General features: G+C 74.1%; 14 protein-coding genes. 3 read left to right on the plus strand and 11 right to left on the minus strand.

The window, feature by feature from the left end; all coding sequences use genetic code 11:
- Window positions 1-33: 33 nt before the first annotated feature.
- Window positions 34-1,248: a CapA family protein gene (locus ACFVIM_RS04295; protein WP_384298209.1), complete on the minus strand. Its 1,215-nt coding sequence runs from the start codon at window positions 1,246-1,248 to the stop codon at window positions 34-36.
- Window positions 1,249-1,747: 499 nt separating this feature from the next.
- Here ACFVIM_RS04295 and ACFVIM_RS04300 point away from each other — a divergent pair, with 499 nt between their 5' ends.
- The gene (locus ACFVIM_RS04300; protein WP_384298212.1) at window positions 1,748-2,311 is read left to right on the plus strand and encodes a sigma-70 family RNA polymerase sigma factor; all 564 of its coding nucleotides are present in this window, start codon (window positions 1,748-1,750) and stop codon (window positions 2,309-2,311) included.
- Window positions 2,312-2,609: 298 nt separating this feature from the next.
- The gene (locus tag ACFVIM_RS04305; RefSeq protein WP_384298305.1) at window positions 2,610-3,122 is read left to right on the plus strand and encodes a hypothetical protein; all 513 of its coding nucleotides are present in this window, start codon (window positions 2,610-2,612) and stop codon (window positions 3,120-3,122) included.
- A gap of 110 nt (window positions 3,123-3,232) precedes the next feature.
- Here ACFVIM_RS04305 and ACFVIM_RS04310 read toward each other — a convergent pair whose 3' ends face one another.
- The 5 genes from ACFVIM_RS04310 to ACFVIM_RS04330 form a co-directional block, all read right to left on the minus strand.
- Window positions 3,233-4,450 carry a sensor histidine kinase gene (locus ACFVIM_RS04310; RefSeq protein WP_384298215.1) on the minus strand — a complete coding sequence of 406 codons (1,218 nt, stop codon included), beginning with the start codon at window positions 4,448-4,450 and terminating at the stop codon, window positions 3,233-3,235.
- Window positions 4,447-6,177 (minus strand): cation acetate symporter, encoded by a 1,731-nt coding sequence (locus tag ACFVIM_RS04315; protein ID WP_384298217.1) that lies wholly within the window; start codon window positions 6,175-6,177, stop codon window positions 4,447-4,449. Before ACFVIM_RS04315 ends, ACFVIM_RS04310 begins: the two co-directional genes overlap by 4 nt.
- Window positions 6,178-6,416: 239 nt before the next feature.
- The gene (locus tag ACFVIM_RS04320) at window positions 6,417-6,794 is read right to left on the minus strand and encodes a hypothetical protein (protein WP_384298220.1); all 378 of its coding nucleotides are present in this window, start codon (window positions 6,792-6,794) and stop codon (window positions 6,417-6,419) included.
- A 303-nt stretch (window positions 6,795-7,097) separates the two neighbouring features.
- A complete protein-coding gene (locus tag ACFVIM_RS04325; protein WP_384298223.1) occupies window positions 7,098-7,367 on the minus strand; it encodes a hypothetical protein in 270 nt (89 codons plus the stop codon).
- Window positions 7,368-7,642: 275 nt separating this feature from the next.
- A complete protein-coding gene (locus ACFVIM_RS04330; protein WP_384298226.1) occupies window positions 7,643-8,455 on the minus strand; it encodes a LytR/AlgR family response regulator transcription factor in 813 nt (270 codons plus the stop codon).
- 134 nt (window positions 8,456-8,589) lie between these two features.
- On the opposite strand from ACFVIM_RS04330, the gene ACFVIM_RS04335 reads away from it, so the two are divergent.
- The gene (locus ACFVIM_RS04335) at window positions 8,590-9,279 is read left to right on the plus strand and encodes a zf-HC2 domain-containing protein (RefSeq protein ID WP_384298228.1); all 690 of its coding nucleotides are present in this window, start codon (window positions 8,590-8,592) and stop codon (window positions 9,277-9,279) included.
- A 109-nt stretch (window positions 9,280-9,388) separates the two neighbouring features.
- Here the strand turns inward: ACFVIM_RS04335 and ACFVIM_RS04340 are convergent, their stop codons facing one another.
- From ACFVIM_RS04340 to ACFVIM_RS04360, 5 genes are all read right to left on the minus strand, one after another.
- A complete protein-coding gene (locus ACFVIM_RS04340) occupies window positions 9,389-10,264 on the minus strand; it encodes an Fpg/Nei family DNA glycosylase (RefSeq protein WP_384298230.1) in 876 nt (291 codons plus the stop codon).
- 37 nt (window positions 10,265-10,301) lie between these two features.
- Window positions 10,302-11,225, minus strand: a complete 924-nt coding sequence (locus ACFVIM_RS04345; protein WP_384298232.1) for an amidohydrolase family protein — start codon at window positions 11,223-11,225, stop codon at window positions 10,302-10,304.
- 3 nt (window positions 11,226-11,228) lie between these two features.
- Complete coding sequence (locus ACFVIM_RS04350; protein WP_384298235.1) at window positions 11,229-11,540, minus strand: L-rhamnose mutarotase; 312 nt, start codon at window positions 11,538-11,540, stop codon at window positions 11,229-11,231.
- 280 nt (window positions 11,541-11,820) lie between these two features.
- On the minus strand, window positions 11,821-12,828 hold the full coding sequence (locus tag ACFVIM_RS04355) for an aldo/keto reductase (RefSeq protein ID WP_384298237.1): 1,008 nt from the start codon (window positions 12,826-12,828) through the stop codon (window positions 11,821-11,823).
- Between the two features lie 295 nt (window positions 12,829-13,123).
- Window positions 13,124-14,791 carry a wax ester/triacylglycerol synthase family O-acyltransferase gene (locus ACFVIM_RS04360; protein ID WP_384298239.1) on the minus strand — a complete coding sequence of 556 codons (1,668 nt, stop codon included), beginning with the start codon at window positions 14,789-14,791 and terminating at the stop codon, window positions 13,124-13,126.
- Window position 14,792: the final 1 nt, after the last annotated feature.

A 14,792-nucleotide genomic window follows, 5' to 3' on the forward strand; every position in this document is an offset into this window, starting at 1 on the left:
CAGCCCCACGGCCCCCTGCCCCGGGCGGGAACCTCACCGCCCCATCCGCAGTCCGTCCTCCCCCGCGCCGCGCCCCAGCACCGCCGCGCTGATCTCCTCCAGCGCGGTCTCGTAGTCCTCACGTTCCGCGCCCGCCGCCAGCGCGTCGGCGAGGTTGATCACCCGGTTGGTGTCGAGGTCCATCCACTGGGGGATGTACTCCGCCTTGGTCACCTGCCAGCGCCGTCCGGGCGCGGTCGGCGGGGCGAAGGTGAAGCGTCCGATGGAGCTCTGGTTGCCGCGCGGGTCGAAGGCGCCGGTGTGGTTGAACATGGGTCCGGCGATCTGGTCGCCCATGCCGTAGACCACCCAGGTCCCGTTGACCTTCTCGTACGCCTGCGGCACATGGGCGTGTGTCCCGATGATCAGGTCGATATCGGGCCGGGGGCCGGCCGGTGTGGGGCTGGTCGCGGCGGTGAGCGCGCGGGCGAGGGTGATCTGGCGTTCGTCGGGGTCGGTCTGCCATTCGGTGCCCCAGTGGAGGCTGACGACGACCACGTCCGCGCCCGCGCGCCGGGCGGCGCGGGCGCCGGCGAGGATCGCGGTCTCGTCGAGCGCGCTGACCGCCCAGGGCTGGCCCTCGGGCAACGGGTTGCCGTTGGTGTCGTAGGTGTAGGCGAGCTGGGCGACCCGCGCGCCGCCCGCCGTCAGCCAGGCGGGCGTGGTGGCCTCCTTGGCGGTGCGCGCGGAGCCGTTGTGCCGCACTCCGGCGGCGTCGAGGGCGTCCAGGGTGCGGCGGATGCCGTCGGCGCCGTCGTCCAGGGAGTGGTTGGAGGCGGTGGAGCAGGCGTCGTAGCCGGTGGCGGCGAGGCTCTTGGCGATATGGGGCGGGGATGTGAAGGCGGGGTAGCCGCTGTAGTCGCCGTCGGCGCCGTACACGGTCTCCATATGGCAGATCGCCAGGTCGGCGCCGGAGACGACGGGCCTGACCCCGGCGAGCATCGGCCGGAAGTCGTAGCCGTCGTCGATCGCGTCCGCGTGGGCCTGCTGGATGATCGAGTCATGCGGCAGGACGTCGCCGCTGGCGACCAGGGTGAACCCCCGGGCCGCCGCTCCCCCGCCGTCGGCCGCGGCGGCGGGGGCGGTGGGGGTGCCCGACGGTGCTCGCCGTCCGGCTTCCCGGGCGCCGTCCGGCGCGGCACAGGCCGCCACCGGCCCCAGCAGGACGACGACGGCCACCGCCGCCGTACACCGTCTACGCACCCTCACGCCCGGCTCCCATCACCTAACGACGCATGCATTATGAAAATATGACAAATATGACTATAGAGAGGGATATCGGGTTCCCAGGTTCGCCATGCGGCCCCGTCCGCCGCCTCACCGGGACGGCCCGCGCTGATCACCCGGTCAGCACCGGACGGAACGCCCGTTCAGCCCCGTGGGCCCCGGCGCGTACGACGACAACCGTCCGGGCGTGCGGCGGGACCATCGGCGCCGGGACGGGCAAGCGGGGCTTCCGGACGACGGGGGCTGATCCTCCGTTCAGTGCCGGAGGTGCCGCGCGACTGACACCGCGCTCCACCGCTCACCGTTCCGCTTCCCCGGCCGTCCGCCCCCGGCCGCCCGCTCACCGCACCGCTCGCCGCTCGGTGTGACCGCTCGCCGAAGACCGGTCCTGACCGTCTGTTTCTCGGCGCCCGAATGCGTTCGTATACCGCACATAACCGTGAGCAAGCGACGACTACCGCAGTGCGAAAGGGTGTTGGCCATGGCGACGGCGACAATGACCGCTCCCGCGACCACCGACGAGCGAGCCATCGCGGAGCTTCAGCGGGAGCACGGACCCGCGCTCCTCAGCTTCCTCCAGGGACTGACCTACGGCGACCAGCAGCGCGCCGAGGACCTGCTCCAGGAGACCCTCGTCCGGGCCTGGCAACACCCCGAGGCCTTCGACGGCCCCTATGAGTCGATGCGGCCCTGGCTCTTCACCGTCGGCCGCAGACTCGCCATCGACGCCCGCCGCTCGCGGCTCGCCCGGCCCACCGAGATCGGCGACGGGGTCCTCGCCACCACCCCCGACCCCCTGGACGTCACCGAGTCGGCGGTGGCCGCGCTCGACGTCCGCGCGGCGGTGGACTCGCTGAGCCCCGAGCACCGCGCGGTACTGGAGCGGATCTACTTCCAGGGGCTGAGCGTCAACGAGGCCGCCGAGTCGCTCGGCATACCGCCGGGTACCGTCAAGTCCCGGTCGTACTACGCCCTGCGTGCCCTCGCCCGGAGCCTGCCCGGCTACGCGCGCTCCCGTGCGGCGGTGCGGCCCACCCGGTCCTGAGGTCCTCCCCGTACCCGCCGGGCCACCCACTCCCCGGGAGCGGGTGGCCCTCACTCATGCCCATGGCCGGTTCCCGCCCGTCCCTCAGGCCCCTTCCGTACCCCCCTCTCCCCACGGCAACGCGAGAGGGCGGCCGTATGCGAAACGTCACGACGCAGTTGAGTAAAGACGCGCCCCGAACCGTGTCTGTCGGTGGAGGCTCGTCAGCGAGTCGGCATCCGACATCGTCCGGAAGAAGGTGGGAAGGGTGCACTCCGAGAGCACGAACGACACCAGCGGAGGCGCGCCGGCCATCCCGATGGCGTGGCTCTGCGCCGAGTACGTCGCTGACGAGATGCTGCGCGGCGGCGCGCTCGTCGAGGGCGGCACACTGGAGTTCCGGGCGGGCCGCGAGACCCTGGCCCTCACCGTCCACCTCTGTGACACGGAAACCCCGACATCACAGCCGTCACAGCCGTCACCGGCGGCGGGCTTTGTTCCGGCGCCGGAGGCGAAGGCCCTGTCCCGGGTCGAGGAGTGGCTCAGCCTCACCTCCTATGGACACCCCTGGTACGAGTGGGTGGAGACCTGCCTGGCCGAACGCGAGCGGGCGGAGCGGGCCCTGGGGTGCCCCGACCCCGATCTCGCGCTGGCGAAGAAGGCGTGGCGCTGGCTGCGGGATACGGAACTGTTCGCGGCGGACCTCGGGGCGACGGAGGTCTGGCACACGGCGGAGGCCCTGGACGCCCTGGTGGACGAGGACGAGCGGATATGGACCCCGGCCTGGCAACTGGGCCTTCCGCTGAGTCATCTGGCGATCCATCTCTTCTGATCCGCTGACGGCCACCGGGGCCGGGCGGGGGCCACCGCCCGGCCGGGACCGGGTCAGGACGAGGCCGGGGCCCCGCCCCAGCACGGGCTCGGCCCAGCACGGCCCCGGCCTCAGCGCGGGCGTCGGCTCGGCCCGGAGTGCACCCCCGCGCAGTACTTGGGGATCCTGACGGTGATCTTCATGCCCGCGCCCACCCCCGTCTCGATCACCAGCCCGTACTCGTCCCCGTACACCTGCCGCAGTCGGTCGTCCACGTTCGACAGCCCGATCCCCGCCGACCCCCCGTGCTCCCCCGCCAGCAGCCGCCGCAGCACCCCCGGGTCCATCCCCACCCCGTCGTCCTCGATCGTCACCATCGCCTCCGCCCCGGCGTCCCGCGCCGCGATGATCACCCGGCACTCGTCCGGGGAGTCCTCAAGCCCGTGCTTGACCGCGTTCTCCACCAGCGGCTGGAGACAGAGGAACGGCAGCGCCACCGGCAGCACCTCCGGCGCGATCTGGAGCGTGACCAGCAGCCGGTCGCCGAAGCGGGCCCCCGCCAGCGCCAGATACTGCTCGATCGACCGCAGCTCGTCGGCGAGGGTGGTGAACTCCCCGTGGCGGCGGAAGGAGTAGCGGGTGAAGTCGGCGAACTCCAGCAGCAGTTCCCGCGCCCGCTCCGGATCGGTCCGTACGAAGGAGGCGATGGCGGCCAGCGAGTTGAAGATGAAGTGGGGCGATATCTGGGCCCGCAGCGCCCGGATCTCCGCCTCGATCAGCCGGGTCCGCGACCGGTCCAGCTCCGCCAGTTCCAGTTGGACCGAGACCCAGCGGGCCACCTCGGTCGCGGCCCGCACCAGGACCGCCGACTCCCGTGAGCCATAGGCGACGAGCGCGCCGAGGACCCCCTCCTCCCCGGTGAGCGGGGCGATCACGGCCCAGCGCAACGGGCACTCCAGCACCTCGCACTCGGTCTCGACGCTCTGGCTGCGCCCCGAGTCCAGCATCTCGGCGACCTTGACCATCACCCGGTGCTCATGGTGGTCGAGACCCGGACCGTCCCAGGCCAGCACCGAGACCCGGTCGGTCAGACAGAGCGCCTCGGTGCCGAGCAGGGAGCGCAGCCGCCGGGACGCCTTGCGGGCGGTGTCCTCGGTGAGCCCGGCCCGCAGCGGCGGCGCGGCCAGGGAGGCGGTGTGCAGGGTGTGGAAGGTGGCCCGCTCCACGGGGGTGCCGAGGTCGAGGTCGGGTCCCGGACCACGGCGCTCCACCCGCCGCCCGACGGCCACCCCCACCAGGAGCAGCAACGCCCCGGCCGCGACCAGGGCGGCGATTCCCGTCCCCGTCATCTCTCCGCTCCTTCGGATCTGGCGGCGCCGGTGAGATCCTCGGGCAGATGGAGCCGGGCCAGGATCGCCGTCGCGCCGGGGGGAGTGTGGCGCGGGGTCGCCAGCGACACCAGCACCATGGTCAGAAAGCCCAGCGGCACCGACCACACGGCGGGCCAGGCCATCAGGGTGTGCCCCCAGCCCTCGGGGGCGAGTCCGGCCCGGGTGGCCATGACGGCGGTGAGCGCGGCGCCGCCACCGATGACGAGACCGGCGGCGGCGCCGGGCGGGGTGAGCCGCCGCCACCAGATGCCGAGGACGAGCAGCGGGCAGAAGGACGAGGCGGATACGGCGAAGGCCAGCCCGACCGCGTCGGCGACGGGCACATTGGTGGCGACCACGCTGACGCCCAGCGGTACCGCCATGGCCAGCAGCGTCGCCAGCCGGAAGTGGCGCACCCCGCGTGAGGGGAGGACGTCCTGGGAGATCACCCCCGCCACGGACATGGCCAGGCCCGAGGCGGTGGAGAGGAAGGCGGCGAACGCCCCGCCCGCGAGCAGGGCGCCGAGCAGTTCCCCGGGCGTGCCGCCGAGGATCCGTTCCGGCAGGACGAGCACGGCGGCGTCGGCGTCCTGGGTGAGGGCGAGTTCGGGCGCGTAGATCCGGCCGAGCGCCCCGTAGACCGGGGGCAGCAGATAGAAGACGCCGACCATGCCGAGGACCACCAGGGTGGTGCGGCGCGCGGCGCGCCCGTCGGGGCTGGTGTAGAAGCGTACGGCGACATGCGGCAGGCCCATCGTGCCGAGGAAGGTGGCGAGGATCAGCCCGTAGGTGGCGTAGAGGTGGTTTCCGTCGCGTCCGCCGGAGAGCGGCTGGGACCAGCTCGCGGGGTCCTCGGCGGAGGAGGCGCGCGGGACGGGCGCGCCGGGGGGCAGTCCGAGGGTGGTGCCCGTGTCGATGCGATGGGCACCCTCACCGAGGGTGATCGTCTCGCCGTCGTACCGTTCCCCGTCGATGGTGCCCGTGACGGTGAGCGACAGGGGCCGGTGGAGTTCGACGCGTACGGTCTCGTCGACCCGTACGACGGTGTGTTCGCGCAGCACGGCGGGCGCGTCGAAGCGGGCGCGCGGGGCGTCGTCGCCCCACCAGGCGGTGACCAGGAAGAGCGCGGGCACCAGCAGCGCGGTCAGCTTGAGCCAGTACTGGAACGCCTGGACGAAGGTGATGCTGCGCATCCCGCCCGCCGCGACGGCGCCCGTGACGACGACGGCGACGAGCACCCCGCCCACCCAGTCGGGGGCGCCGGTGAGGATCTCCAGGGTGAGCCCGGCGCCCTGGAGCTGGGGCAGCAGATAGAGCCAGCCGATGCCGACGACGACGAGGCTGGCGATCCTGCGGACGGTGGCGGATTCCAGCCGGGCCTCGGCGAAGTCGGAGAGGGTGTACGCGCCGGAGCGGCGCAGCGGGGCCGCGACCAGCACCAGCAGGACGAGATATCCGGCGGTGTAGCCGACGGGGTACCAGAGCATGTCGGGGCCCTGGACGAGGACGAGTCCCGCGATGCCGAGGAAGGAGGCGGCGGAGAGGTACTCCCCGCTGATGGCGGCGGCGTTGAGGCCGGGGTTGACGGTGCGTGAGGCCACGTAGAAGTCGGAGGTGGTGCGGGAGATCCGCAGCCCCAGGCCGCCGATGAGGACGGTCGCGACGACCACGGCGGTGACGGCGGTCACCGCGTACGCCTGGTTCACCGGCGGTCGCCGCCCGGTACGGAGCCGGGGTGAGCCGCGCCGCGCCCGCCACGGGGCGTGGGCCCGGCCGCGTCCCGCCCGTGGGAGGCCATGGGCCCGTTCGGGCCGCGCCCGGCTGACGCGGCGGGCACGGCAGGCACGTCATGCGCGGCGGGCACGTCAGGCACGTCAGGCACGTTATGCGCGGCGGGCGCGGCGGGCTGGCGCGCGGCGGGTATGACCGGGGGTCCCGCCATGGGTCAGCGCCCCTCGACCAGGCGCACGAAGTCCCGTTCGTTGCGCTCGGCCCGGTGGACGTACCAGCGGGCGATCAGCCACATCACGGGGTAGACCGCGATGCCCAGCGTCGCCGCGACGACCAGCGGCGAGAGCGGGCCGCCGCCGAACGCCCCCGGCAGCGCGAAGTACAGCGGCAGGGCACCCACCAGCAGGGCGAGGGCCGCGAGCGCGGTCAGCGCGGTGCGGAGCTGGCTGCGCATCAGGGACCGTACATAGGTGGTGCCGAGCGTGGTCTGCTCGCTGATCTCGGACCGCGCGGGGGCGTGCCCCGGCGCGCGCCGGGCGCTGCGGGGCACTCCGGTGACCACCTCGCGACGGGGGGTGTGCTCAGCTGGCATCGGCGTCCGCTCCAGCGTCCGTGGGTGACTCGGGGATTACGTGGGGACTACTCGGGAACTGAGGAGTCTACGCAGGAGCCATTACCGACGGTAGATGCGTCCCGGGCCACCTGGCCCCGGGGACCGGTCTCCCGGGAGAGGGCCGGGCCGCCCCCGGTCGGGCCTGGTGGGAGGCGAGACCGCCCGCGCCGGGAGGGCGGGCCGGGGGAGCGGGGCCCGGCCCTGGTCACCGGCCGGTCCGCCGTGACCGGGCGGCGGGCCACCGCGACCATGGGACCGGTCCGTACCGCGTCCGGCCCCGGTTCAGGGGCGGCGTGCGCGGGCGCAGTCGCTCAGGGCGATCTCCAGTTCGACATAGGACTCCTCGGCCCTGCGGAAGGCGACTTCGAGGGCCGCCTCCGCCCTCGGCCCCGCCAGCCCCTGCGCGGACCGCTGGATCTCGTAGAGCACATCGGCCCAGCGCCCCGCGGCGCTCTTGACGGTGGTGAGCAGCGCGTGGAGGTCATGGACGCTGGTGGCCGACGTCGCCGACAGGCTCCGCAGCTCCTCCAGCAACGCCTCGATATCGGACATCACACCCCTTCACTCCCCTGATCAAGGCTATGCCTGCGGCATGAGCGAGGAGCGTCCGGCACCGGGCTGGCTCGGTCAGCGGACGGCGCCCGTCGCCCAACGGGGTCCGACGGCGACCAACGGTGGCCACCGGCCGCCGAACGGTCGGCGGGCCGCGACGAACGGCCGCCGTGAGCGGTCGGTTCGGCGCGAGGTCGTGTCCGCGAAGCAGCGCTGTCCGCCCGAAGGGCGCGGCGGGCGGCGTCGCGGGACAGACGGGATGTGTCAGACACGGCCTAGGAGCGGCGCATCAGCAGATCCCGCAGTTGGCGCGCGTGACGTCTGCTGACGGGGAGTTCGGCCGCCCCCACCCGGACGGTCGTGGTCCCGGCGTCCATCCGCAGTTCGTCGATCCGGGCGAGGGCGACGAGATGGCTGCGGTGGATCCGTACGAACCCCCGCGAGGCCCACCGCTCCTCCAGCGTGGAGAGCGGGATCCGCACCAGATGGCTGCCGCTCTCGGTGTGCAGCCGCGCGTAGTCGCCCTGGGCCTCGACATAGGCGATCTCGTCGATCGGTACGAAACGGGTCACCCCGCCCAGCTCCACCGGGATCTGCTCGCTCCCGCCCACCGGAGCCAGGACGGCCGTGGCCGGGTGCGCGGCGGGGAGGTGGGCGGTGTGTCCCGCCGGGCGGGGTTCACGCGCGGCGAGGACCGCGTCCCCGACCCTGCGTACGGCCTCGGCCAGCCGCTCCCGGCGCACCGGCTTGAGGACGTAGTCCACCGCCTTGAGGTCGAACGCCTGGACGGCGAAGCCCTCATGGGCGGTGACGAAGACGATCAGCGGCGGATGCGCGAAGCGGGCCAGCAGCCGGGCCACGTCCAGTCCGGTCAGCCCGGCCATGTGGATGTCGAGAAAAACCACATCGATGCCATCGCTGCCGTCGGCCCCGCCGGGCCCGGCGTCCAGCGCGAGGCTGATCCGGCGTAGCGCCTCGGTGGCGTCGGTGGCGCCTTCCGCACTGGTGATACGGGCGTCGGAGCGGAGCAGGTAGAGCAGTTCCTCCAGCGCCGGTTTCTCGTCGTCGACCGCCAGTGCGCGCAACATGCCGGTGAGTGTAGGTGTCCCCCGCGGAGGCGGCCATGGGTGTGTCGCGCGTGGTTTGAGCACGGGGGGCGCGCCCCGCGTATGCATCGGTGTGACCGGGATGTCCGGGCGTACGGTGAAGGGAGTCGAGGCCCATGAGCACAGTGGCGCGCCACCAGGACGTGGCGGCCTACGCGCTGGGGGTGCTGGATCCCGGCGAGGCGTTGCGCTTCGAGGAGCATCTGTCGGTGTGCGTGCTGTGCGCCGTGCGGCTCACCGAACTCGCCCCGGTGGCCTCGGCCCTGTCGGCCCTCGGCCCTCCTCCCGTTCCGGTTCCGCCGCCGCCCGGAGCCGCGTTCGCGGCCGCGGTGCGGCCGCCGCTGCTGAACCGCTTGCTGGACGAGGTCACGCTGGTACGGCGGCGCGGCGGACGGCGCCGGCTGCGGCTGTTCGCGGCGGCGGCCGTACTGGCGGTGGGCCTGCCCTCAGGGGTGCTCCTGGCCGACCATGGTGACGGCCCGCCCCCGGGCACGGGAATCACGGCGACGGACGCCATGACCGGGGTGACGGCGACGGCGAACGTGACCGGTCAGCCCTGGGGGACGCGGATCGCGCTGCGGCTCTCCGGTGTCCGGGGCCCCGACCGCTGCCGGCTGATGGCCGTCACGGCGGACGGCACCACCCAGCCGGTCCTGAGCTGGCGGGTGGGGCCCCCGGGGCACACCGCCGCGAAGCCGCTGGAGATCGAGGGCGGTACGGCGCTGGCGCGGAACGCCGTGGTCCGCTGGGACGTGCTCGACGCGTCGGGCCGGATCCTGGTCTCGCTGCCGTCCGCCCCGCGGTGAGGCCGCGCCGGTGCGGCGGCGGTACGGAGCGCCCCGGCCGCGCAGGGGGGCGCGGCACCTTCGTACGAACGTCCCCGGTGGCCGTACGAACGTCGCCGGGGTGGCCGTCTCACTTCAGCAGCCGTGACATCCGGCGGTCCGCGAGGGGGGTGCCGCCGGTCTGGCAGGTGGGGCAGTACTGGAGCGAGGAGTCCGCGAACGAGACCTCGCGGATCGTGTCCCCGCAGACCGGGCACGGCTCACCGGTCCGCCCGTGCACCCGCAGCCCGCTCTTCTTCTCGGCCTTCAGCCGCCCGGCGGCCACCCCGCGCGCCCGCTCCACCGCCGCCGTGAGGGTGGCCCGCGTCGCCTCGTACAGTCGGGTGATGTCCTCGTCGTCCAGGTTCCGCACCGGCCGGAAGGGCGACATCCTCGCCGCGTGCAGGATCTCGTCGCTGTAGGCGTTGCCGATGCCCGCGATCAGGTTCTGGTCCCGCAGCGCGCCCTTGATCTGCCGTCGCTCACCGGCCAGCAGGGCGGCGAGGGCGTCGCGGTCGAAGCCGGGCGCGAGCGGGTCGGGGCCGAGCCGGGCGATGGCGGGCACCTCGCCGATCTCCCGGACCACATGGACGGCGAGCCGCTTGGTGGTACCCGCCTCGGTGAGGTCGAAGCCCGCGCCGGAGTCGAGAGCGGCACGCAGGGCGAGCGGGCCCTTGCCGGGCCGGGGCGGGGACGGTGGCAGGGTGTCGTACCAGCGGAGCCACCCCGCGCGGGCCAGGTGGACGGCGAGATGGAGACGGTCCTTCCCGGCACCGGCGGTCTCGATGTCGAGCCACTTGCCATGGCGCCGCACCCCGGTCACCTCGGCACCGTCGAGTGCGGTCAGCGGTGGGTCGTACGTCTTGAGGACACTGATCGCCAACGGCCGGACCCGGGTGATCCGCTCGCCCGTGAGATGGTCGGCGAGAAACTCCCTCAACGACTCCACTTCGGGTAGTTCTGGCATGCGTCCAGGGTGCCGCAGGGGTGGTCGCGCCGCAGGCTCACGGGGTGCGCAGGCCATAGACCCGGCGCGCGGCGGCCTCGAAGATCTCCTTCCGCTCCGGGCCGGTGAGCTCCTCGGTCAGCTCCCGTACGGTGGTGATCACCCGGCGATAACCGGCGGCGAGCAGACAGACCGGCCAGTCCGAGCCGAACATCAGCCGCCCGGGTCCGAACGCCTCCAGCGCGCGCTCGGTGTACGGCCGCAGACCGGCCGGGGTCCACGTGGACCAGCGGGCCTCGGTGACCAGCCCGGAGAGCTTGCCGACGGTGTTGGGCCGGGCGGCGAACGCCCGCAGGTGTGCGGCCCAGGGCTCCAGCTCCCCGGTGGCGATCGGCGGCTTGCCGAGATGGTCGAGGACGAAGGTCAGTCCCGGCTGGCGGCTGGCCGCCTCAGCGGCGGCGAGCAGCTGCCGGGGCCGCACCACCAGGTCGTAGACGAGCCCGGCGGCCGCGACGGCCGCGAGCCCCCGCTGGACGTCGGGCCGCAGCAGCCACTCCGGGTCCGGCTCCTCCTGGACCTGGTGGCGGATGCCGACGAGCCGGTCGCCGCCGGGCAGTTCACGCAGCGCGGCGAGGGCGTCGGCGACGGCGGGGTCGGTGAGGTCGGTCCAGCCGACGACCCCGGCGACGAGCGGGTGCGCGTCGGCGAGGTCCAGGAGTTCGGGCGTCTCGGCGGCGACGGTGACGGTCTGGACGACGACGGTGGCGCCCACCCCGGCGCCCTGGGCCTGCGGGGCGAGGTCGTCGAGCGAGAAGTCACGGCGCAGGGGGGCCAGCCCGGCCCCGGCGATCCACCCCTGGTCGCGTACGGAGAGGTCCCAGACGTGGTGGTGCGCGTCGATGACCGTCAGCGGTCCGACGAGGGCCGGCTGGGGGCCGTCGTGGGTCGGCTGGGTCGACTGGGGGCCGTCGTGGGTCGTCATCGGTCACAGCTCCCAGACCACCGGCAGCGGGGCCGAGGCGCCGTCGGCGGAGTAGTCGTGGACGGTATCGAGGAGGTCGGCCATCCGGGCCTGCCAGGCGATGTTGACGGGGAGCGGCTCCAAGGCGGCGAGCAGTCCGGCGTAGTCGTCGCACTCCAGCAGATGGAACAGGTCCGTACCGCTGCGCCAGATCGTCCAGGAGGTCACCCCGGCGGCGCGGATGGCCCCGGTCAGCTCCTCGGGGACATGCCGGTGCGCCTCCTCGTACGCCTCGACGCGGTCGGCGCGGACCGTGGTGTGCAGGGCGACTCTCATCGGCGGTGTCCGTCTCTCCTCGTCGGGGCGGGTCCCGGTGCGGTCCCGGACCGGTCCCGTCGGGGCGGCCCCGGACCGGTCTGGTCTGGTTCGGTCTGGCCCGGTCGGTCTGGTCTGGTTCGGTCTGGCCCGGTCGGTCTGGTCTGGACGGTCCCGGGCCGGATGGCCTCCGTCTCGTGCCCACGGCATCCGTCTCGCGTGGGCGGCCGCCGCCTCGGATCCGAGGCATCCGGCTCCCGCCTCGGAAGGACGTCCCGGTTCACCAGCCGTACGTCGCGTGTCAGCGGCGTCCCTCCCCCACCGGGTGTCCGTCCCCCGGCAGCAGACCTTCCGCCCGCAGTTCGTCCCAGAGCGCGGCGGGCGGGGGCCGGTGGAAGTGGTCGGCGGCGTCGAGCGTCTCGGCGGCGGAGCGGACCCCGACCAGGACGGCGGCGACCTCCGGATGGGTGAGGGGGTAGTGCAGGGCGGCGGCACGCAGGGGGACGCCATGGCGTTCGGTGACGCTCTGGATCGCGAGCGCGCGCCCGACCAGCGCGGGCGGGGCCATCCGGTAGTCGTAACGGGCGCCGGGGCGGGGGTCGGCGAGCACTCCGGAGTTGAAGACCCCGCCGACGACCACGCGCGTGCCGCGCGCCCGCGCCTGGGGCAGCAGGGTGCTCAGCGCGCTCTGGTCGAGCAGGGTCAGCCGCCCCGCGCACAGCACGGTGTCGACATCGGTCTCCCGCAGAAAACGGGTGAGCATGGCGGTCTGGTTCATCCCCGCGCCGATCGCCCGTACGACGCCTTCGGCACGCAGCCGCTCCAGCGCGGGGTAGCCCTCGCGGAAGGCCGTCTCCTCGTGGTCGTCCGGGTCATGCAGATAGACGAGGTCGATCCGGTCCAGCCCCAGCCGCTCCAGGCTCTCCTCGACGCTGCGGCGCACCCCGTCGGCGCTGAAGTCCCACACCCGGCGGTGGTCGGCCGGGACCGCGAACCCCTGGGCCAGGTCATCGCCGTGGCGGCCGTCGCCGCCGGGCGGAACGGGGGCGAGGAGCCGTCCGGCCTTGGTGGAGAGGGTGTACGCGTCCCGGGGCCGGGCCCGCAGGGCATGGCCGAGCCGCCGTTCGGAGAGGCCGAGTCCGTAGTGCGGCGCGGTGTCGAAGGCACGGATACCGCTCTCCCAGGCGGCGTCCACGGCCGCCTCGGCGGCCTCGGGCGCGACCGGGTGGTAGAGATTGCCGATCCCGGCGCCGCCGAAGGCGAGTTCGGTGAGGTCGACTCCGCTGGTTCCCAGGGGGGTGCGTCGCATGCGGCGTGGCTCCCTTGGAGTGGCTGCATTCGATGAGCAGCAATATTCATCGGATCACTGACCCCGTCAATACCGGGCGGACATCCTTTGAGGCGAGCTTTTCTCAGGCATTTATCGGATCTCTTCGCTCGTACGCGCCCGCAGCGGGTCCAGGAGCTCGGGGCTCGGGTCCAGGAGCTCGGGTCCAGGAGCTCGGTGAGCCCGCCGCCCCGGCTCGCGGGCAGGGGCCAGCGAGCGGAGGTCAGCGCGCGAACCAGCGGACGGGCAGGGTAAGCGGACGGGGCCGGCGTCGGGGTCAGTGAGCGGGGGCCGCGGTGGGGGTCAGCCGCGACAGCACCGACAGTTCCTCGCGCAGACCACACCCCAGGGCATCCAGATCCGGCACCGCCTCACCGTCGGCGACCAGGCCGATATGCACCCGGTCCCCGTACCGGGTCAGGGCGACGGCCAGCGACTGCCCCCGGGCGAGGGGCGCCAGCGGATAGAGCGCGCTCAGCGGCACACCGCCGAGGCTGAGCGCCGCCCGGGGCAGCGGCACACTGGTGACCAGGAGGTCGAAGAGCATCCGGGCCGCCCCCTTCGCCAGCGGGGTGCCGAAGCGATGGGCCAGCGGCGGCAGCTGGTCGGCGAGGACGGCGACGGCGCCCGCGCCCCGCAGCGGCCCCGCCGCCTTGTTGCGGTCCATCGCCGCGCGGACCGCGTCCAGCCGTACCCGGGGATCCGGCTCGGCCAGGGGCAGCTCCAGCAGATAGGCCGAGAGCCGGTTGCCCGCGCCCGGCGCGCTCCCCGGGCGGCGCCGCGAGACGGGGACCAGGGCGCGCGGGCCCCGGGCGGGCAGCGCGTCGCCCCGCTGCCGCGCCCAGCGCCGCAGCCCGCCCGCGACGACGGCGAGCAGCACGTCGTTGAGGGTGCCTCCGACGGCACGCCGGATCGCCCGGACCCGCTCCAGATCGAGTTCGACGGTGGCCAGTCGGCGGGTGCCGCTGGGGCCCGCGGTGAGCGAGGAGAGCCCTCCTGCGTCCAGTCGGCTGGCCAGGACGACGGACGCGCCCACCCCGACGGCTCGCCCGAGGTCGTCGACGCGGTCGCGGGCCAGTCCGAGGAAGCGGGCCGGGTCGGCGCGGAGCAGCCGGGCCGGGTCGGCGAACCAGGCGCGGCGCCCGGGAGGTTCGGACCGGCCGGGGCCGCGCCGGGCCGTGGTGGCGGCGGTCGGCGCGGTCTCGTCGAAGACGGCGCTGCCGATGGCGACCGCGCGCATCCCGTCGGCGAGGGCGTGGTGGAGCTTGACCAGCACCGCGAAGGGTCCGCCCGGCGCACCCGTGAGGAGATACATCTCCCAGGGCGGACGGCCCCGTTCGAGCGGCCGTTCCATCAGCTCCCCGGCGACGGCGACGGCCCGTTCGGCCAGATCGCCCGCCGGGAGCCGGATCCGGTGGACATGGCGCCGTACGTCGAAGTCCTTGTCCACGCTCCAGGCGGCGCCTCCGACCGGCAGCAGGACACCGCGTACGCGCCGCCGCAGCCAGGGGACGGCGGCGGCCCGTGCGGCGAGCAGGCCGAGGATGGTGTCGGCGCCGGGGTCGGGGGCGGCACCGGGGTCGGCACCGGGGTCGGGGGCGGCGCCGGGGTCGGCACCGGAGTCGGGGCGCGCGCCGCCCGGGGCGGATCCCCGCGCGGTGGGCCGTCGCCGGTCCGCGAACCCGGCCCCGGACTCGAACCCGGAACCGGAACCGGAACCGGAGGGTGCGGCGGCCCTGGGCGCGGGCCCTGAACCGGACCCGAAGAGCACGGCGGCCCCGGAACCGCCCCCGGGCCGCTCGGTGGTGGACCCGGTCCTTCGCCCTTCCGGTGTGGTGGGCCCAGCCGTACCGAAGAGCGCGAGCGCGCCGAGGTGCAGCGGGTGCCCAGCCGACTCCAGCTGCCAGAACGCCAGGTCCAAGGGGGCGAGTAGCTCGATAGACACG

The sequence above is a fragment of the Streptomyces sp. NPDC057638 genome, assembly GCF_042800315.1.
Lineage (GTDB): Bacteria > Actinomycetota > Actinomycetes > Streptomycetales > Streptomycetaceae > Streptomyces.

Bases quoted from the DNA above. Each gene is read 5' to 3' on its own strand.
- ACFVIM_RS04300 (WP_384298212.1), top strand. From the start codon at position 1,748: ATGGCGACGGCGACAATGACCGCTCCCGCGACCACCGACGAGCGAGCC.
- ACFVIM_RS04305 (WP_384298305.1), top strand. From the start codon at position 2,610: ATGGCGTGGCTCTGCGCCGAGTACGTCGCTGACGAGATGCTGCGCGGC.
- ACFVIM_RS04310 (WP_384298215.1), bottom strand. From the start codon at position 4,450: ATGACGGGGACGGGAATCGCCGCCCTGGTCGCGGCCGGGGCGTTGCTG.
- ACFVIM_RS04320 (WP_384298220.1), bottom strand. From the start codon at position 6,794: ATGCCAGCTGAGCACACCCCCCGTCGCGAGGTGGTCACCGGAGTGCCC.
- ACFVIM_RS04325 (WP_384298223.1), bottom strand. From the start codon at position 7,367: ATGTCCGATATCGAGGCGTTGCTGGAGGAGCTGCGGAGCCTGTCGGCG.
- ACFVIM_RS04330 (WP_384298226.1), bottom strand. From the start codon at position 8,455: ATGTTGCGCGCACTGGCGGTCGACGACGAGAAACCGGCGCTGGAGGAA.
- ACFVIM_RS04335 (WP_384298228.1), top strand. From the start codon at position 8,590: ATGAGCACAGTGGCGCGCCACCAGGACGTGGCGGCCTACGCGCTGGGG.
- ACFVIM_RS04340 (WP_384298230.1), bottom strand. From the start codon at position 10,264: ATGCCAGAACTACCCGAAGTGGAGTCGTTGAGGGAGTTTCTCGCCGAC.
- ACFVIM_RS04345 (WP_384298232.1), bottom strand. From the start codon at position 11,225: ATGACGACCCACGACGGCCCCCAGTCGACCCAGCCGACCCACGACGGC.
- ACFVIM_RS04350 (WP_384298235.1), bottom strand. From the start codon at position 11,540: ATGAGAGTCGCCCTGCACACCACGGTCCGCGCCGACCGCGTCGAGGCG.
- ACFVIM_RS04355 (WP_384298237.1), bottom strand. From the start codon at position 12,828: ATGCGACGCACCCCCCTGGGAACCAGCGGAGTCGACCTCACCGAACTC.